This is a genomic window from Pseudomonas umsongensis (assembly GCF_002236105.1).
Classification (GTDB): domain Bacteria; phylum Pseudomonadota; class Gammaproteobacteria; order Pseudomonadales; family Pseudomonadaceae; genus Aquipseudomonas; species Aquipseudomonas umsongensis.
This window is the reverse complement of the sequence record NZ_NIWU01000002.1, coordinates 1-19825: the sequence shown is the minus strand read 5'-3', so window position 1 is coordinate 19825 and position 19825 is coordinate 1. Positions and strand designations below refer to the sequence as shown.

13 protein-coding genes and 1 rRNA gene are annotated in these 19825 nt (G+C 60.4%); 5 read left to right on the top strand and 9 right to left on the bottom strand.

The window, feature by feature from the left end; all coding sequences use genetic code 11:
* Genes antB through PSUM_RS10275 form a run of 3 tightly spaced genes read left to right on the top strand, consistent with a single transcriptional unit; the run spans window position 1 to window position 2977 of the window.
* Entirely contained in the window at window positions 1–492 is a 492-nt protein-coding gene (antB, locus tag PSUM_RS10285; protein ID WP_020796468.1) for an anthranilate 1,2-dioxygenase small subunit, read from the top strand.
* Between the two features lie 18 nt (window positions 493–510).
* A complete protein-coding gene (gene antC / locus PSUM_RS10280; protein WP_083350103.1) occupies window positions 511–1530 on the top strand; it encodes an anthranilate 1,2-dioxygenase electron transfer component AntC in 1020 nt (339 codons plus the stop codon).
* Between the two features lie 43 nt (window positions 1531–1573).
* A complete protein-coding gene (locus PSUM_RS10275) occupies window positions 1574–2977 on the top strand; it encodes an amino acid permease (RefSeq protein ID WP_083350102.1) in 1404 nt (467 codons plus the stop codon).
* A 180-nt stretch (window positions 2978–3157) separates the two neighbouring features.
* Here PSUM_RS10275 and kynA read toward each other — a convergent pair whose 3' ends face one another.
* Window positions 3158–4012, bottom strand: coding sequence for a tryptophan 2,3-dioxygenase (kynA, locus tag PSUM_RS10270; RefSeq protein ID WP_020796464.1), 855 nt, complete (start codon window positions 4010–4012; stop codon window positions 3158–3160).
* The gene (gene kynB / locus PSUM_RS10265; RefSeq protein WP_083350101.1) at window positions 4009–4674 is read right to left on the bottom strand and encodes an arylformamidase; all 666 of its coding nucleotides are present in this window, start codon (window positions 4672–4674) and stop codon (window positions 4009–4011) included. Before kynB ends, kynA begins: the two co-directional genes overlap by 4 nt.
* A gap of 275 nt (window positions 4675–4949) precedes the next feature.
* Between kynB and PSUM_RS10260 the strand changes: the two genes are divergently transcribed.
* Window positions 4950–5294 (top strand): cupin domain-containing protein, encoded by a 345-nt coding sequence (locus PSUM_RS10260; protein WP_083350100.1) that lies wholly within the window; start codon window positions 4950–4952, stop codon window positions 5292–5294.
* A 170-nt stretch (window positions 5295–5464) separates the two neighbouring features.
* On the opposite strand, the gene mmsB is transcribed toward PSUM_RS10260, so the two are convergent.
* Both mmsB and PSUM_RS10250 read right to left on the bottom strand, forming a co-directional pair.
* Window positions 5465–6352, bottom strand: a complete 888-nt coding sequence (gene mmsB, locus PSUM_RS10255; RefSeq protein ID WP_083350099.1) for a 3-hydroxyisobutyrate dehydrogenase — start codon at window positions 6350–6352, stop codon at window positions 5465–5467.
* A 10-nt stretch (window positions 6353–6362) separates the two neighbouring features.
* Window positions 6363–7889, bottom strand: coding sequence for a CoA-acylating methylmalonate-semialdehyde dehydrogenase (locus PSUM_RS10250; RefSeq protein WP_083350098.1), 1527 nt, complete (start codon window positions 7887–7889; stop codon window positions 6363–6365).
* A gap of 150 nt (window positions 7890–8039) precedes the next feature.
* Between PSUM_RS10250 and PSUM_RS10245 the strand changes: the two genes are divergently transcribed.
* Window positions 8040–8987, top strand: a complete 948-nt coding sequence (locus PSUM_RS10245) for a LysR family transcriptional regulator (RefSeq protein WP_033045394.1) — start codon at window positions 8040–8042, stop codon at window positions 8985–8987.
* A gap of 16 nt (window positions 8988–9003) precedes the next feature.
* Here PSUM_RS10245 and PSUM_RS10240 read toward each other — a convergent pair whose 3' ends face one another.
* From PSUM_RS10240 to rrf, 5 genes are all read right to left on the bottom strand, one after another.
* Window positions 9004–10014 (bottom strand): acyltransferase family protein, encoded by a 1011-nt coding sequence (locus PSUM_RS10240; RefSeq protein WP_083350097.1) that lies wholly within the window; start codon window positions 10012–10014, stop codon window positions 9004–9006.
* Between the two features lie 224 nt (window positions 10015–10238).
* The gene (gene recD / locus PSUM_RS10235; protein WP_083350096.1) at window positions 10239–12338 is read right to left on the bottom strand and encodes an exodeoxyribonuclease V subunit alpha; all 2100 of its coding nucleotides are present in this window, start codon (window positions 12336–12338) and stop codon (window positions 10239–10241) included.
* Window positions 12335–16027, bottom strand: coding sequence for an exodeoxyribonuclease V subunit beta (gene recB, locus PSUM_RS10230; RefSeq protein WP_083350095.1), 3693 nt, complete (start codon window positions 16025–16027; stop codon window positions 12335–12337). The genes recD and recB overlap by 4 nt, the downstream gene beginning before the upstream one ends.
* The gene (recC, locus tag PSUM_RS10225) at window positions 16024–19476 is read right to left on the bottom strand and encodes an exodeoxyribonuclease V subunit gamma (protein ID WP_020796456.1); all 3453 of its coding nucleotides are present in this window, start codon (window positions 19474–19476) and stop codon (window positions 16024–16026) included. Before recC ends, recB begins: the two co-directional genes overlap by 4 nt.
* 247 nt (window positions 19477–19723) lie before the next feature.
* Window positions 19724–19825, bottom strand: a 5S ribosomal RNA gene (gene rrf / locus PSUM_RS10220); the annotation flags it as partial.

Sequence of the window (19825 nt, the reverse complement as noted above, 5' to 3'; positions counted from 1 at the left end):
ATGAATGCGCAATTGCAGTACCAGATCGAACAGTTTTTCTACCGCAAATCCGAACTGTGCGATGCCCAGGACTGGGACGCCTACATCAAGCTGTTCGACGAGCAAAGTGAGTTCCACCTGCCGCAATGGGACTCGGAACACGTCTACACCCGCGACCCCAAGCGCGAGATGTCGCTGATCTACTACCCCAACCGTTCAGGCCTGGAAGACCGTGTGTTCCGCCTGCGCACGGGCAAGTCCGCCTCCTCGACACCGATGCCGCGCACCTTGCACATGATCAACAACGTGCGGATCAGTGAACTGGAAAACGGTGAATTGGAGGTGCGCCTGAACTGGCACACGCTGTTCTATCGCCTGGCCACCTCCGAGCAGTTCTATGGACGCGCAACCTACCGGCTCAAGCCCCACGCCGACAGTTGGCTGATCAGCCGCAAGCATGTGCTCTTGCTCAACGACACCATCAACTCGGTACTCGACTTCTACCACCTCTGAATCCAAGGAGATCGAGGCATGAATCACAAAGTGGCGTTCAGCTTTGCCGACGGCAAGACCCTGTTCTTTCCCGTACAACCCAACGAAATCCTGCTCGACGCCGCCCTGCGCAACGGCATCAATATTCCTCTGGATTGCCGCGAAGGCGTCTGCGGTACGTGCCAGGGTCGCTGCGAATCGGGTGACTACAGCCAGGATTATGTGGACGAGGAGGCGCTCTCGAGCCTGGACCTGCAGCAGCGCAAGATGCTCACCTGCCAGACCCGGGTGAAGTCCGATGCGGCGTTTTATTTCGACTTCGCTTCCAGCCTGTGCAATGCCTCGGGCCCGGAACAACTGAGCGCAACGGTGACGGACGTCAGGCAAATTTCGGCCAGCACCGCGATCCTGCACCTGGATCTCGGTACGACAAACCCACTGGATTTTCTGCCGGGGCAGTACGCCCGGCTGTCGATTCCGGGGACTGCAAGCAAGCGCTCCTACTCGTTTGCCAATCGGCCGAGTGAGCACAATCAACTGCAGTTCCTGATTCGCCTGCTACCCGACGGCGTGATGAGCAACTACATCCGGGAACGCTGCCGGGTGGGCGACGAAATCATGCTCGAGGCACCGCTGGGTGCGTTCTATCTGCGGCATGTGGCCAAACCACTGATCCTGGTGGCGGGCGGAACCGGGCTGTCGGCACTGCTGGGCATGCTCGACGACCTCGCCGAGCGCGGTTGCACGCAGCCGGTGCACCTGTACTACGGCGTGCGCGACGCTGCCGACCTGTGCGAACGGGCACGGATCGAGGCTTATGCCGAACGCCTTGCGGGGTTTCGCTACACCGAAGTGGTCAGCGATCCATCGCCACAGTGGACAGGCAAGCGCGGCTACATTGCCGAGCATTTCGACCTCAGTGAACTGCGCGACGCGCCGGTCGATATGTACGTCTGCGGGCCGCCGCCGATGGTCGAGTCGATCAAAGACTGGTTGCAGGCCCAGGCGCTGGACAGCGTTCACCTGTATTACGAAAAGTTCACCGAGAGTAATATCTGATCTTTCAAACCAGGCCTGACAACAATAACCAGAAGGGAACGAGATGGCGGATGAAATCTTGCAACAGGGATCGCTCAAGCGAGGGTTGAAAAATCGACATATTCAACTGATCGCCCTGGGCGGGGCGATTGGTACCGGGCTGTTCCTCGGCTCTGCAGGGGTACTCAAGTCGGCCGGCCCGTCGATGATCCTCGGTTATGCGATTGCCGGATTCATCGCCTTCCTGATCATGCGCCAGTTGGGCGAGATGATTGTCGAGGAGCCGGTAGCCGGTTCGTTCAGTCACTTCGCCCACAAATACTGGAACGGTTTTGCCGGTTTCCTTTCGGGCTGGAATTACTGGGTGCTGTACGTGCTGGTGGGCATGGCCGAGCTGACGGCCGTGGGCAAGTACGTGCAGTTCTGGTGGCCGGAAATCCCGACCTGGGTCAGCGCCGCGGTGTTCTTCGTCCTGGTCAACCTGATCAACACGATGAACGTCAAAGTCTTCGGCGAGATGGAGTTCTGGTTCGCGATCATCAAGGTCGTGGCCATCATCGGCATGATCGTCCTGGGCTGCTACATGCTGTTCAGCGGCACCGGTGGCCCACAGGCATCGGTCAGTAACCTGTGGAGCCACGGCGGTTTCTTCCCCAACGGCACCACCGGCCTGCTGATGTCGATGGCGTTCATCATGTTCTCCTTCGGTGGCCTGGAACTCGTCGGCATCACGGCCGCTGAAGCCAGCGAACCGAGGAAGGTGATTCCCAAGGCGATCAACCAGGTGGTTTATCGCGTGTTGATCTTCTACGTCGGCGCACTCACCGTGCTGCTGTCGTTGTACCCTTGGGATCAACTGCTGCAGACCCTTGGCGCGTCCGGCGATGCCTACAGCGGCAGCCCGTTCGTCCAGATCTTCTCGTTGATCGGCAGCGATACCGCCGCGCACATCCTCAACTTCGTGGTGCTCACCGCGGCGCTCTCGGTCTACAACAGCGGCGTTTATTGCAACAGCCGCATGCTCTACGGCCTGGCCGAACAGGGCGATGCACCGAAATCGCTGATGAAACTGAACAAACAGGGCGTGCCACTGCGGGCGCTGGGCATCTCGGCGCTGATCACCATGCTCTCCGTGCTGGTCAACTACCTGGCGCCCCATGAGGCGCTGGAATTGCTGTTCGCCCTGGTAGTCGCCTCGTTGATGATCAACTGGACGCTGATCAGCCTGACCCACCTGAAGTTTCGCAAAATCATGGGCCAGCAAGGCATCGTGCCGAGCTTCAAGTCGTTCTGGTTTCCTTACAGCAACTACCTGTGCCTGGCGTTCATGGCCATGATCATCTTCGTGATGTGGATGATCCCGGGCATACGCGCCTCGGTCATCGCTATCCCGGTGTGGGTGTTGATCATCTACGGGTTCTACCGGATGCGTGTGGCGCGGGATCGCAGCTTGCCTGTCGCGCAATAATCCTTAGCCCAACAAAAAGCCCCGGCATTCAATGAATGCCGGGGCTTTTTCATGCGCGTCCCCTGTAGGAGCGAGCCTGCTCGCGATGAACCTGAGAGCGTCGCGGGGTGTCAGGTTTCCCGCGTTATCGTTGGCCTCGATCGCGAGCATGCTCGCTCCTACAGGGATGTAAACGTCAGCTCACAGGGTCGAACGCACCCGCCACAACTCCGGGAACAGCACGGTATCGAGCATCTTGCGCAGGTAACCCACCCCTTCGGTGCCGCCAGTGCCTGGTTGAAAGCCAATGATCCGCTCGACCGTGGTGACATGGCGGAAGCGCCATTGGCGGAACGAGTCTTCGAGATCGATGAATTTCTCGGCCAGTTGGTAGAGATCCCAATAACGCGACGGATCCTTGTAGACCACACGCCACGCCGCTTCGACCGAGGCGTCATGTTGCGTCGGGCTCGTCGGGTCACGCTCGAAACGCTGAGGATCAATCGCAAGGCCAGCGCTGGCCATCAAGCGAATAGCTTCGTCATACAGCGAGGGTGTGGCGATGGCTTTTTCGAGTTCCTGCAGCAACTCCGGGCGATGGGCGTGGGGGCGCAAAAGCGTCGCGCTCTTGTTGCCCAGGATGAATTCGATTTCACGGTACTGAAACGACTGGAAGCCCGACGACTGTCCCAGGAAAGGCCGGATCGCGTGGTACTCGGTAGGTGTCATGGTGGCCAGTACTGTCCACGCATGCACCAGCTGATCAAAGATCCGCGAAACCCGCGCCAGCATCTTGAAGGCCGGCGGTAACTCTCCCAGCCGCACGTGTTCGCGGGCAGCCTTGAGCTCGTGCAGCATCAGCTTCATCCACAGCTCAGAGGTCTGGTGCTGGATGATGAACAGCATCTCGTTATGGTCCGGCGACAAGGGGTGCTGGGCACTGAGAATACGCCCCAGGTCCAGGTAGTCGCCGTAGCTCATGGAGTCGGAAAAATTCAGCTCGGCGTTATGCCATTCCTCTGTCTGACTGGCAGGCGAATATGGACATTGGCTCATTGAGCAGGCTCCTCATGTGGCGTGGAATTCAGTGGACGCAAGATAGCCCTGACCGGGCTGGCGTCGAGGTTGGCAAAGCGCAGCGGCAGCGCGATCAACTCGTAATCCCCTTCCGGTACGTCATCTAGCACGATGCCTTCGAGAATGGCCATGCCGTGACGCGCCACGGCGTTATGCGAATCCATGGTCTTGGATTGCTGCGAGTCCAGCGATGGCGTATCGATGCCGATCAGGCGCACGCCGAGACTGGCGAGCAGGTCGACGGTGTCTTTGGCGACCGCCGTGAATTCGGGGTCCCAGGTGGTCAGCGGCGCGCGTTGGTAGGTCCGCAGCAGGACGCGTTCGGGCAGATTGTCCAAACGACCTTGCAGTTGTCCGGGTTGCACCAGTGCGCCGCTGCCAAGGCAATGCAGCACCCGGCAAGGCCCCATATACACATCGAGGGACACGTCGCCGATGGCCGCGCCGTCCTCGCTGTAGTGCAATGGCGCGTCGACATGGGCGCCGGTGTGCGGCGACAGCGTGATGCGCCCGACATTCACCGGGCATTCAGGCCCCAGTGTCCAGACGCGTTCTTCCTGAAACGGCGTATCTCCCGGCCAGGTCGGTGTTGCGGTACTCAAGGGCGGGCTGATGTCCCACCACGACATTGTTTTTTTCATTGCACAGCTCTCGGCCTTTTCCGAAGTGAATGATACGAGCGATACCTGTGCATGTTCTTGCAAAAAGATTCGAAAAAGCCTGGGGCTTTCGCACAAACTGCCAGATATCGGCGGTTTATCGAGTGGAAATTTCAATGGGCTTGCAGGCGCTTTCAGCCGTCAAGCGGGTGAGGGTCGCTGCGTTTCTGGATACCTCGATGTCGAGTACAGACAACTGATCCCCCGGCAGGCCCTATAGGGTGCGTCTTCAGCTCTCCCCCAACGCCGGAGTCATCATGACCGCACCGATTACCGTTCTTCGCGACACCCATCCGCTGCCCGTACTCGACGCCTGCAAATGGGAAAAACTCGAAGGCGACCCGCACACCGTCAACCTCAACGCCTACACCAGCGAAGATGGCAGCAAGATCATGGGCACCTGGATCTGCACGCCAGGCAAGTGGTACGTGGAATATGTGAAGTGGGAATACTGCGACTTCCGCGAGGGGTACTGCATCATCACCACGGAAGGAAAAGAGCCGATCCACCTGCGCGCCGGAGACATTTTCGTCATTGAGCCGGGGATGAAAGGCACCTGGGAAGTGGTGGAAACCGTGCGCAAGTACTTCGTGTTTGCCTGATGCAAAAAAACCGGGAAATCACCCGACGTGATTTCCCGGTCAATGTCGATGCGCACATGCAATACCTGTAGGAGTGAGCATGCTCGCGATGGACTCAAGAGCGCCGCGTGAACCCAGGAAACACGCGTCATCGTTAACGACCATCGCGAGCAGGCTCGCTCCCACAGGTTTTATTGCGGCTTGCGATAACTGTTGATGATCGCCGAGAAGTCACTGCCGCCTTCCCCACGCAAACTCATCGCCTGATACAACTGCTGCGCCACCGCGCCCAGTACCACCGGCTGGTGCGCCTGACGGGCCGCTTCCGTTGCCAGTCCCAGATCCTTGAGCATCAGCTCGGCGCCGAAGCCACCGGTATAGCCGCGCGAGGCTGGTGCCGTTTCGACGATGCCCGGCCATGGGTTGTACATCTCCGAACTCCAGCAACGTCCGGTGGAGCTGTTGATGATGCCCGCCAGCACCTTGGTGTCGATGCCCAAGGCATCGCCCAGGGCCATGGCTTCACTGACGCCAACCATGGAAATGCCCAGCAGCAGGTTGTTGCAAATCTTGGCAATTTGTCCGGTGCCCACTTCGCCGCAATGGACGATGTTGCGGCCCATCTGCGCCAGCACCGGTTGCAGGGTCGCGAAGAGTTCCGGGGTCGCACCGACCATGAACGTCAACGTCCCCGCCGCGGCGCCCCCGGTGCCACCGGAGACCGGCGCATCGGCCATGGCCACGCCCTGCTTGGCAGCGGCGGCGGCCACGTCACGGGCGGTCTGCGGATCGATGGTGCTGCAATCCACGGCTGGCACACCCTTGCCGATACCGGCGAGCACACCGTCTTCGCCCAGCCAGACGCTGCGTACATGCACGGCAGCGGGCAGCATGGTGATGACCAGTTCGGCACCTTGCGCCGCCTCACGGGCCGAAGCGCTGATGGTGCCGCCCAGTTGTTCAAGCTCCGCCAGCACGGACTTGTTCAGGTCGACCAGGCGCAGTGAATGGCCGGCCTTGATCAGGTTGCGCGCCATCGGCGCGCCCATGTTGCCGAGACCGATAAAAGCAATGTTCATGTCCGGCTCCTTAACGCAGGTTGATGGTGGTGTTCACACCGTCGTTGACGCTGTCGTCATCGAACCAGCGGCTGGTGACGGTCTTGGTCTGAGTGTAGAACTGCACCACTTGCTTGCCATACGGGCCAAGGTCGCCAAGCTTGGAGCCACGGGAACCGGTGAAGCTGAAGAATGGGACCGGTACCGGAATCGGGATGTTGATGCCGACCTGGCCGACGTCGATTTCGCTCTGGAACTTGCGCGCCGCCGCACCGGACTGGGTGAACAGGCCCGTGCCGTTGCCGAACGGGTTGGCGTTGACCAGGGCAATCGCCTCGTCGAGCGTATTGACTTCCAGCACCACCAACACCGGACCGAAGATTTCCTGGGTGTAGATCTGCATGTCGGGGGTCACACCGGAGAACAGGGTCGGGCCGACGAAGTTGCCCTTCTCGTAACCAGGAACCGTGACGTCGCGACCATCGAGCTCGAGTTTCGCGCCTTCCTTGATGCCGCTTTCGATCAGCTCGAGAATTCGCGCCTTGGCCTTTTTCGAAATCACCGGGCCGACGTCGGTGCCCGGCTCGCTGCCGGCATTGACCTTGAGTTTCTGCGCCAGTGCTTTCAAGTCAGGCAGCCATTGCTTGGCCGCACCGACCAGCACCACCACCGAAGTCGCCATGCACCGCTGACCGGCCGCGCCGAAACCGGCGCCCACCAGCGCATTCAGCGCCTGTTCGCGATTGGCATCGGGCAGCACCACGGCGTGGTTCTTCGCGCCCATCATCGATTGCACGCGTTTGCCATGCTTGCCGGCCAAGTCATAGACGTGGGTGCCGACCGCCGTCGAGCCCACGAAGGAAACGGCCTTGATGTCTTTATGGGTGCACAGCGCATCCACCACGTCCTTGCCGCCGTGCACGACGTTGAGCACGCCGGCCGGAATCCCGGCCTCGATAGCCAGTTCCACCAGCAGCATGGTCGACATCGGATCCTGTTCGGACGGCTTGAGCACGAAGGTGTTGCCGCAGGCGATGGCCATCGGGAACATCCACAGCGGAATCATCGCCGGGAAATTGAACGGTGTGATACCGGCGCAAACGCCGATTGGTTGACGCAGGGTGTAGGTGTCCACGCCACCCGCCACGTTTTCAGCGAACTCGCCCATTTGCAGGCTGCCGATGGAGCACGCGTGCTCGACCACTTCCAGGCCACGGAAAATATCGCCTTCAGCGTCGGCAATGGTCTTGCCCTGCTCGGCGCTGAGGACTGCCGCGATGCGCTTGGAATGTTCGCGGATCAACGCCTGCAGTTTGAGCATGATGCGCATCCGCGCGCCGATCGGCGTCAGCTTCCAGGTCTGGAAGGCGCGATGGGCGGCACTGATGGCGGCGTCGACTTCTTCAGCCGTGGCAAACGGCACCTTGGCCAGCACTTGCTGGGTTGCCGGGTTGATGATGTCGTGCCACTCGGTGGACTGCGATTCGACCCACTGGCCGTCGATCAACAGTTTGACCTTTTGCACGGTGGTCTCGTCAGGCGTAAGCGAAGCGTTCATGTGGGGTCTCCGAATCTTTGTTTTTATTTCAGGAGCCAGGGCGAAACGTCACCCTGCGATAAGACGTGTGCCACGAATTGGTTATCGGGCTGTTTTTGGAGTATAGATGTGCAAACTTCTAATAAGAACGCACATAAAAGCCGGTCCATCATGCAAAAAAACATCACGTCTCTGGGTTCACTAAACTGGGATGACCTCAAGTTTTTCCTTGAGGTCTCACGCACCCGCAAGGCCAGCACCGCGGCCAAGCGCCTGGCCGTCGACTACACCACCGTGTCGCGGCGCATCAGTTCGCTGGAAGCTTCGCTGGGCACCCTGCTATTCGAAAAGTCCCGGACCAGCGGCTTTGTCCTGACCGCCGAAGGCCAACGCCTGATGGGCTACGCCGAGTCGATCGAAAGTACGCTGCACATGGCCTGCGAACAGGTCTCAGGGTCCGGGGTGGCGTTGTCCGGCCATGTGCGCATGGGCTGCACCGAAGGTTTCGGGAGCTTTTTCATTACCCCGCAACTGAGTCACTTCGTCGACGCCTACCCGGCGATCTCGGTGGACATCCTGCCGCTGCCGCACTTCATCAGCCTGTCCAAGCGCGAGGCCGACATCGTCATCGCCCTGGAGCGCCCGGAACACGGCCCCTATGTCTGCTGCAAACTGACGGACTACCGCCTGCAGCTGTATGCGACGCAGCAATACCTCGACAAACACCCGGCGATCCGCCGGCCGGCCGACCTGGGCAAACACTCATTCATCAGTTATGTCGACGACCTGGCGTTCAGCTCCGAGCTGCTGTACCTGGCCAACGTGCTCCCCGGCGCCAGCGCCAACTTGCGCAGCACCAGCGTGATCGCGCAGTACGTGGCCGCGCAGCAAGGGCGGTCGCTGGCCATCCTGCCGTGCTTCCTGGCAGCCCAGGACCCACGGTTGCTGCCGGTGTTGCCGCAGGAAATCAACATCACCCGGCAATTCTGGATGTACTGCCGCGAGGATCTGAGGAAGCTCAAGCGGATTACCCTGTTGTGGGATTACATCCGCGCCGTGACCGAGCAGAACCAGGCACTGTTGATGGGTGACAGTCGGCAGATGGTGTTTGCCGACTGAGGATGTTCAAGAACGTTCAGGTTGTAACCGGTTGGCGGCCAGCCATTTTCCTGGACAATGTCTTGCCGAACGCTATCCACCATTTTTCATAATAGAAGGTGGAGATATGCGCGGTGATGAAAATGGCGGCGAACAACAACGGTCGCTTCAGATATTTAACGATGGTATCCCCGCTACCCAGCCAGGTATGCGCCAGCAGCGGATGAACAACGTAGAGCGCGTAGGAGATGGTGGCGATATAAAACAGAATGCGGTTGTTCAGAACATGGGCAATGAATGTCCGGCCATTGAGCAGCGTACTCCCGACCATTGCGGCGGCAATGTAAGGGCGCAAGTAGTTCATGAAACCACCGTCGGGATGACTGGACACGACAAACAGGGCGAATAAAGCCATTTGCACGACCAGCATTTGTGCCGGCGCCTTCACAAGATTGTTACCCAGTCTTTTGTGATAGATCAGCGCCAGTATGCAACCAGACAGTATTTCATCAATGCGGTAATAGGTATTGATGACGACATGGGCATCATTCATGACTCGATAGGTTGTGACGGCGATGGCAAGAAAAGGGATCAGCACCATCCACCTTTTCCTCATCATGACTACCAGCAAGGCGATGGCCACATAAAACTGGACCTCCATGCACAAGCTCCATAAATGGCCGTTTACATCGCCAAGCCACATGGGCGGCCAGTTGGCAAAGAACAAAAAGTTTGCGATGTAGTAATCCGGAGGGCTGCTCATGATAGGCAAGACAATTGCCATGTACAGCCAGGCAAGAGGCACAATGCGAAAGAACCTGCGAATCAGAAAATCAATGACGCTGTCGTTATTGAGCAGAAAACTTGTTATCAGGAAACCCGACAAGGTAAAAAATATAGCCATGCCCATGACGCCTGCAGCAGAATTCAACTGCAAAAACTTTGGGCCAAGTGGTAGCAGGTGACACGCCAGTACCAGCAAGATACTAATTCCGCGCCATCCATCAAGTACGTTTAATCGAGAGCCTGCTACGGAACTATCACTCATATTGGCATTCGCTCTTTGGATATAAAAACCCAATAGTCGTAGCAGTGAAAATCTCATGGAGCCAGACCATTCAAGCCTGAAGTCTAGGTCACCTTTTGCGCTTTACACTTCACGCCATGATAAAATTTTGTCGCGCGCATTTGGCTAAATAACTGTTTTTTTGACGTTGCTTTCATGGCGTGAAGTGCAACGTCCACTTTTTGGCAGATGCGTTGCGAGCGCTGTCAGGCGCTCGCCTCCTTGAGTTCCAGCATCAGCCCGCTCAAGCGTTTGACCCGACGTCGCACCGCCTCTTCGAAGACGCCAGCCCGAGGCTCGATCAATGTGAACCAATCCTTGGCCCGGGTGATGCCGGTATAGATCAGCTCCTTGGTGAGCACCGGGTTCAGGGCATCGGGCAGGATCAACGCAGTGTGGGCGAATTCCGAGCCCTGGGATTTGTGCACGGTCATGGCGTACACGGTTTCGACATCATTGAGGCGACTGGGCAACACAAAACGCACACCGCCCTGGCCGTCGTTCCTCGGGAACGCGACTCGCAGCACCGGTTTCCCGGCCTCGGGCCCCTCGCGCTCGGGAAGCTTGAGGGCAATGCCGATGTCGCCATTCATCAAGCCCAGGCCGTAATCGTTGCGGGTCATCAGCACTGGCCGGCCTTCGTACCACTGCTGGTCGCTGTCGATCAGCCGTGCCTTCAGCAAGGCGTCGGTCACCCGCTGGTTCAAGCCTTCCACGCCCCACGGGCCTTTGCGCACCGCGCACAACAACTGGAAGGCGTCGAACGCCTGCAAAACCTGCCGGGCCCAATCGGTCCAGCGCGCATCTTCCAGGGGACAATCGAGCGCTGGACGCTGGTTGCGCAGCAGGCTCAAGTAATAGCGGTAGCCTTGCGGCCCCTCACCATGACCTTCGAGCAACAGGCGCTCCAGCGCCCGATCCTGTTCATTGCGCAGGGACAGGCTGAACACATCGTCGTGGCTTCGCGCCGCCAGCAACTTGCGGGCTTGCGCGGGCTGTTGCTGGTTCACCCAACGAGCCAACTGGCCAATGCCGCTGCCTTCGCCGAAACGCCGCGAGTGGCGCAACATCACCACTTGCTGGGCCAGCGGATGGGTGCCCTGAGTGTCTTCCTGCAGCCCGCTGCCTTCCAGGCTTTCACCGCTGACGGTTTGCAGCCATTGTCGAGTGTGTGGGCTATACCAGCCCGCTTCGGCGTCGCGACACAGATCGCCCAGCACGGCACCGGCCTCCACCGACGCCAGTTGGTCCTTGTCACCCAACAGCACCAGGCGGGCATGGGCCGGCAGCGCATCGAGCAGGTTGGCCATCATTTCCAGGTCGATCATCGACGCTTCGTCCACCACCAGTACATCCAGCGGCAAGTGATTGCCGGCGTGGTGACGGAAATGTCGCGTCCCCGGGCGGCTGCCGAGCAGGCGGTGCACGGTGGTGACGTCAGAGGGGATTTTCTCGCGGATGGCTTCAGTGACTTTCAGCGTTCGCACTTGTGCGCTGATGGACTCGGTCAGCCGCGCCGCCGCCTTGCCGGTTGGCGCCGCAAGACGAATGCGCAGCGGCTTGCCCGCCTCTACGGCCGGGGCCTGGAGTAAGGCGAGCAAGCGCACCACCGTGGTGGTCTTGCCGGTTCCCGGACCGCCGGTGACGATACTGAAAGCGCTGCGAGTCGCCAGGGCGCAAGCGAGTTTTTGCCAGTCGACGACCTCACCGGGCCTGGCCGGACCGAATAGCCCCGTCAGGCGCTGCAACAAGTCCCCTGGTGCGTTCTCGTGCACCGCCAGGCGCTCGCGCAACGCATTGTCGATACGTCGTTCGTAGGTCCAGTAGCGTCTCAGGTACAGGCGCTTGCCGGCCAACACCAGAGGCCGCTGATGCACGCTGTCGCGCTCGTCCGCCGCCAATGCGACCAGGCTGCTGGCGGCCAGCACCTTGCACCAGTGGGCGCCATCCAGCCCTTCCAGCAGTTGCGATGGCAGCAACATCGCGCCACCTTGCAGGTCGCCTTCCGGGGGCAGCGACAGGGCGAAGTCCGGCTCCTTGAGGGTTTCGAACAGGTCCAGGCACACATGCCCATGACCCAACTGGTGACTGGTCAATGCCGCCGCCAGCAGTACCAGCGGATCATCGTTCGGAGCCAGTTCGTGAAGAAAACCGACGAAGGCCTTGTCCAGTGCTCGCAACCAGCCACGCTCGACCCAACGCGTGAGCAGCAGCAACAAGTCTTCGGCACGCGTCAAAGGGCTGAGTTGCGCCAGGCTGTCGGCACTCAATGGCGTCGACAGTACATTGGCGAAGGTGCGGTTCATAGCAGTTCTCCCTGTTCCCAGGCGGGTTCGACCCTGGGCTGCGGCTTGCCCTGAAACAGGCGGTCCAGTTGCTCGATCAGCACCTTGGGTGGGCGGGCAAAATACACGCCCTGGCTTGGCGCACGGGTACCGCGCAGGAACAGGTACAGCGCGCCTCCGACATGCCGGTCGTAATCGTAATCGGCAAGCCGGGCCTTGAGCTGGCGGTGCAGGGCCAGCAGGTACAACACGTATTGCAGGTCGTAGCGGTTGTCGAGAATCGACTGCTCCATGGCCTGCGCGGTATAGGCCGCGTCGTCGACGCCGAGCCAGTTGGATTTGTAGTCGGCGACGTAATAGCGGCCGTCATGCTCGAACGTCAGGTCGATGAAGCCCTTGAACATGCCGTTGAGCAACACCGATTCGGCGGCCACCCGAGGCACACCGTTGTGGGTGTATTGACACACCAGCGCATCGAGCTTGAGCACATCGACCTTGTGGCTGGCGAACCAGAACTCCATTTCGACACGGTACTGGGTCAACTGCCCGAATACCACCGGTGCCTCGCCGCTGCCCAGCGGCAACGGCGACTTGAGCAGATGCTGCAGCCATTCACTCAGCGTGCTGATCCAGCCTTCCCAGCCACGGCGATTGCAGCGACGGGCAATCGCATCTTCCACGGCTTGCCCGGTGACGCCAAAACCTTCGTTGCCTGCCCATTCGAGCAACCCATGGAGAAAGGTGCCCGGGTTCGGGCCACGGGGGAATCGATGGATATCGGCACCGCCGGCCACCATCTCTCGAGGGGTATGCGGGTCGAGACGTTCGTCGTCGAAGAGTTTCTGTGCCTGTGCACTTTCGGGCGCCTGATCACTGCCGATACTCAGGCTGTCGCCGATGCGCAAGGCGCTGTAAGAAGCAATCCACCAGTTTTCACTGGCCTTGCGTTGCACGGTCAACGGTGCCAGCAACGCAGCGGTGTTCTGCGGTGGATGGTAGTGCTCGCGGGTGGCTTCAGGCATTTGTTCAAGACCAATCGCCGGACAGCCCTGTTGAAGGTCTCGCAACCAGGCCTGCAAGCCCGCCGACTCGTTCAAGCAAGCACCGCCACCCAACAGATACCCGAGCGCCGACAGGTGCAGCACCGAGCTGTTGTTATTGCCGCGCTTGAGATCCGCCACGCCCAGCCAGCAGGCATGTTGCGCCCGGGTCAGCGCCACATACAACAGGCGCAGGTCTTCGGCCAGGCGCTCATCATCGGCCAGGGCGATCAATTCGGCCGTGGGGTTCAACGTCACTTGGGCCTTGCCTGCGGCGTCGTGGTAATGCAACGGCAGACGGCTGCCATCCACCGGTTTCGCCGAGCAAATGAACGGCAGGAACACCAACGGGTACTCCAGCCCCTTGGACTTGTGGATGGTCACGACCTTGACCAGTTGCTCGTCGCTTTCCAGACGCAGGATCTGCTCTTCACCCGCCTGGCCCGACAATGCCAGGTGCTCGGACAAATGCCGGATCAATGCCTGCTCGCCATCAAGTTCGGCGGCCGCCTGTTGCAGCAACTCGGACAGGTGCAACAGGTTGGTCAGGACCCGCTCGCCATCGCTGCGCGCTATCAATGCCTGGGGCAGCTTGAAGTCATGCAGCAAGCGTCGCAGCATTGGCAACACGCCCTGCTTGCGCCAAATCTCGCGATAGCGGCGAAACTGCATGACCCGCAATTCCCAGGCCAGTTCGTCCTGGTTCAATTGCTCAAGCTCGACCAACGACAGATTCAGCGTGATGCTGGCCAGTGCCGCGCGCAGTGGCCGCTCGACGTCCGGCTCGGCGCAGGCCTTGAGCCAGGTCAGCACGTCATGGGCTTCCTGCGCGGCGAACACCGAATCCTTGTCCGACAGATAAACGCTGCGCACGCCTCGGTTAGCGAGCTCGGTACGCACCGCCTGCGCTTCCTTGCCATCGCGCACGAGGATGGCAATGTCCGCAGGCATCAAGCCTCTGAGCGGCTGGTCATCGCGCACGAAGCCCGCAACGCCTTGTTGTCCGCCGTTGAGCAAGGCGGTGATTTCGCTGGCACAGGCGGCGGCCAGTTGTTGGCGATAGACCACACCGGACAACGGCTGCTCGGCGCACAGGTGCCAGATGTTCAATGCCGGTACTGCCTGATGATCGATGCGCAGGACTTCCTTGCGCCCCTGGGACTCGACAGGCTGGAAGGGCACCGGGTTATCGACATTGTTCTCCCGGAACAGGAACGCCCCGCGCCCGGACTCGCGAGACTCGGCATAGTCGAACACATGGTTCACGGCACTGACCATGCCATGGCTCGAACGGAAGTTGGTGCCCAGGGTATGCAGGCGGCCTGTGGTCGCCTGGCGGGCCCGCAAGTAGGTATAGATGTCGGCGCCGCGGAAGGCGTAGATCGCCTGCTTCGGGTCGCCGATCAGGAACAGCCCGCTGTCGGGGCTGTTGTCTTCAATGCGGTAGATGCTCTCGAAGATCCGGTACTGCACCGGGTCGGTGTCCTGGAATTCGTCAATCAATGCCACCGGGAACTGTTCGCGGATCAAGCTCGCCAGTCGCTCGCCGCCATCGCTTTGCAGCGCCGCGTCCAGGCGCAGCAACATGTCGTCGAAGCCCATTTCCGCACGACGGCGCTTTTCCTCTTCGAAACGCGCTCCCACCCAATGGGCAGCGTGTTGCAGTACGGCCGCATCGGGCGTCGGCAAGCCATCAAGACAGGCCTTGAGCGCGGGCATCGCGTCCAGGCCCGGATGATCCGGCGCGACGCCTTTTTTCCAGGCTTCTGCCATACCCTCAGGCGTCAGGCGCGTGAAGCCGGTGCCGATGTCCAGTTGCTCGAGGGACTCGTCTTCGGCCCAGGCTTTGATTTTCTCGAACCAGGGTTCGAAGTACCGCGCCTGCATCTTGCGCCCGTCGACACTCTTGCTGGCGACACCTTCGTGACACAGGGCCAGCAACTCGTCGGCCCACTGGCGCCACGGCATCTTCAGCTCAAGCAAGGCGGCTCGCCGCTCCTGCAGGCACTCGGTGATCAATTGCGCCGGCTCCTTACCGGCGAGGGTGTCGCGCGCGCTGGCGAACAACCCGCGGATCCGCGGCAACAAAGCGGCCGGACCGCCCCAATTGCTGCGCACCCAGTTCAACGCATCGCCCTGCATCGGATAACAGAACAAGCGCCAGTAATCGCGCAGCACTTCCCCCAGCAGATCGCTGTGGTCGGTTTCCAGGGTCTGAGTGAACAGGCTACCGCTGTCGAAAGCGTGCTCGCGCAACATGCGCTGGCACCAACTGTGGATGGTCGACACGGCCGCCTCATCCATCCATTGCGCGGCGATGTCCAGGCGGTTGGCGCAGCCGGGCCACTGTTCCGGCGCGTACTCTTGCCGCAGCTGGTTGATCAGTGCGTCGGGGGCCGGCGTTTCGTCGCGGAAAAACCGTGCGGCTTCTGCCAGTCGCGTACGGATGCGTTCGCGCAGCTCTTTGGTCGCGGCATCGGTAAAGGTCACCACGAGGATCTGTGGCGGCAGCAGTTCACGACCGAAACCATGGGAGTCTGCACCATGGCCCAGGATCAGCCGCAGGTAGAGTGCGGAAATGGTAAAGGTCTTGCCGGTCCCGGCGCTGGCCTCGATCAGTTGACTGCCACGCAGCGGGAACGCCAGGGCCAAGGGTGTCTGGGTGGTCATGGGCGGGCTTCCTCACTGGACACTGAGCGCCAAGGGGCCTCAAGCAGTGGTCGATACAAGGCATCGCACCAATCGACGAATGTCTCGTCGGCGACCAGGGCGTCGTAATCGGCGAACTGACGGGCCAGCGCCATGCTTTCGCGGCGCTCGCCATCAGTGGTCAAGCCGTCCCCCTCATAGGCCTTGCGGGCCGCTGCCTGGGCTTTGGCCGGGTCGGTCTGCCCGAGCCATGCAAAGGCGGTCTTGACCGCTATCGGCAGGGGTTGGCGCATTCCGGATTGCCAGGCCAGTAACAGATCGCCCAGGGTTCCCAAGGCACTCTCCTGTGCAATCGGGTCGAGTAGCAGGCTGTCATCACTGGCGACCAAGGCCGTGGTCATCGGCATGCCGCTGGCGCACGCCACCAGATGATTGACCCACGGTCGTGTCAGCCGATGCCACTTGCGGGTCTTGATCGAACCAATGCTGTTGGGGATCGTCGTGACTGCCAGCAAGCCCCCGTCTGCCCGTTGATGCAGGCCACTGAGCCAGCCCTCGATACGCAGGTCGTCCACTTGCAGATTGACTGGCAGGGCACTGCTCAGGGGTGTTGGCCATAACGCCAGGAGCTGTTGATAACGCGCAAGCAGATCCGGCAAGGGTTCGATCAACTCGCGTTGCAGGCATTCGCCAAATCCTGCCATGGGCAGCAGCCCACTGTTTTGCAGGCGACTGGCCTGCGCCTCCAGCACCTGCTCGGTATTTTCCAGGTCTGCCAACGCCGCGCCGAGCAAACTGTCGCTCAGGCCATAGCGTTGCAAGGCATCGAGGACAAAGGGTTCTTCATCGGCCAAAGGCGCTTCTGCAGCTTCAAAGAACACCTTCAATCGCTGACTGAAGAAATGTCGCACCGGGTTGCGCAAGAAATCCTGCAGTTGCCCAAGACTCAGCGGTTCCTCCTGGATGTGGGCATCGAGCATCTCATGGCCAGGCGCATGCCCACCGGCCTGGTGAAGCACCTGCCACTCGCTGGCATAGCTGAACAGGGCATCACCCTGGTGGAAGTAACGGGCACTGAAGGGTTGCAGCGGATGCTCCTGGGTCATGGCCTCAAGCAAGCCTTCCTCGGCATCGGCCAATCGCCAACCGCTGGCCAGGTGGTCACGGAGCTGGCCGATCAGCACGGATGCCGGGCGCTCGCTGTTATCGCGAATGCTGCGACCGACCCAGCTTATGTAGAGTTGATCGCGCGCCGACAACAATGCCTCCAGCAGCAAATAGCGGTCGTCCTCACGCCGCGAGCGATCGCCAGGCCGGTAGTCGCTGCCCATGAGGTCGAAGTCCAGTGGCGGCTGTGCCCGCGGGTAATCACCATCGTTCATCCCCAGCAGGCACACCAGCTTGAACGGAATCGCGCGCATGGGCATCAAGGTACAGAAGTTGACCGCTCCAGCCAGAAAACGCTGGGACAATCGCCCCTGATCGAGACCGGCCAACCAGGCTTCACGGACGACGGTCAGCGGTAGTTCGTCGTGCAAGCCAACTGACTCACAGTTTTCCAGCCAGGTTTCGCGTAACGTTTCCAGCTGCGTCAACAAATACTCGTCGTGCTCATTACTGGCCTGGAAGAACAGTGCCACCAATGCCTGCAAGCGCTGGCTCCATTGCTGCGGCGATGCCGGTTGAGAGAGCTCGTGGTGGGCAATTTCCAGTGCGTCCAGTAGCGCAACCAGCGGGCCTATGAGCGCGGCATCCAGACCACCGATCTCGTCGTAGGGTTCGATGCCGCCACAGGCACCCGAACTGCCAACGGCATACCCGAGCAACATGCGCCGCAAGCCAAAACGCCAACTGTTTTGCTCCAATGCCTCGGGCAGCCCCAGGCCTGCGCGCTGCTCGGCGTTCATCCCCCAGCGGATACCCGCCCCTTCGATCCAGCGATGCAGGGTTGGCAGGTCACGTTCCTCTACGCCGAAACGCTCCCGTAGCGCCGGGACATCCAGCAGGTCGAGAATCTCGCTGACCGGGAAACGGCTGTCTGGCAACTTGAGCAGATGCTCCACCGCGATCAACAGCGGGTCACGGCCGCGCTGCCCTTGGTCCGCGAGGGTGAAGGGTATGAAGCGCGGGTCGTGGCGCTCAAGCTGGCCGAACACCGCGCGAATATGCGGGGCGTAGGCATCAATGTCCGGGACCATGACAATCACATCCCGGGGACGTAAAAGCGGATCGGCGCTGAAGCGTGCGAGCAACTGATCGTGCAGGATCTCCACTTCGCGCTGGGCGCTGTGGGCAATATGGAAGCGGATCGACGAGTCTTTCTGTAGATCCACGGCCGGCCAGTATTCACGGGTTTCGCCCAATGGACGCAACTCAAGGATGTCGTCTTGCAACTGGTTGAGCATGTGCAGCGGTTGGCTTTCACTGAACAGGTCGATGCGCCCGTCACGAAACGCCGAGCGATAGCTGTTGGGATCGTCGTAGCTGTCGAGCAGGTTGATGTAGTCCCGTCCCTGCTTGCCCCATGCAGCCAGTAAGGGATGCGCGTGTTGATGCAGGGTTTGCGGGTCGAGAACGCCCGGCATGCCACTTTTGCGCGCCTGCCGTTTGTATTGATGACGCAGCAGGTCTTTGTCGGCGACGATGTCTGCCCAATGGTGACGACAGGGGTTGTGCACGCACAGCAGCACCTGGCTGAACCGAGCCAGTCCGGCCAGGGCCTCGAGGGCTTGAGCCGGCAGCGAGGAAATGCCGAATACGATGACCCGTGACGGTAATCCACTCGGAGCCACGTCGAGGCTTTTGATGCGTTCGATAAACCGCTGGTGCACGCCGGCCCGGCTTTGCGCCATCCCTTCTACACCGACATCCAGCAACAGTGCACGCCACAACTCTGCCTGCCAGGCATTGGCAGCAGTCAGCAGCTTGGCTTCGCCCCTGCCGTTACGTAACTGGTGACGACCTTGCGCCCAGTCTTCGAGCCAATCGGCGCGGTACACCTGGTACTGGTCGAACAGATCCGCCAGTCGCTCAGCCAGTTGATAGCGTTTGCGCAAATCGGGGTCATGCGTGAGAAAACGCTGGAGCGGCTCGAAGTGTGGCTGATTGATCAACTGCGGCAGCAGACGCATCAGGCGCCAGGTCAGGGGGGCTTTATCCAGCAGCGACTTGGCCGGGATCTCGTCGCGACCCAGGACCATCCGGTAGAGCTGCCACATGAAACTGCCGGGCAATTGCACATCGATGGCGGCGGCGATCCCGCAGCCGCCCATGTCGTCGTCTTCAGGATCTTCGGCGAGTGCCAGCTTAAGCCATTGCGCGATGCCGTTGCTCTGCACCAGGGCGATTTCATTTTCCAGGGGGGCCAGCGGGTAGCGCCGCATCCAGCTCACCACCAGGCTGCGTAACTCGTCCAGGCGATTGCCGTGAACCACCATAAAACCAGCACTGAGGGACGTTGCGTCCGGCATAAAGGCTTCCTTGGAAAGCGCAAATCGAGGGACGACTTTAACATTGAAGGCGGTTGGCTTCATTTTTAGGAGCGAGCATGCTCCGGGCGGCGTTCCGATGATGGTCGTCAACGATAAGGCTGGGGGCCTGATACCCCGTGGCGCTCTCCGGTTCATCGCGAGCGTGCTCGCTCCTACAGGAGGGTTAGCGATTGCCACAAAGACAAAACCCCTACCTGCATACGCAGATAGGGGTTTTGGAATTTAATCTTGACGATGACCTACTCTCACATGGGGAAACCCCACACTACCATCGGCGATGCATCGTTTCACTTCTGAGTTCGGGATGGGATCAGGTGGTTCCAACGCT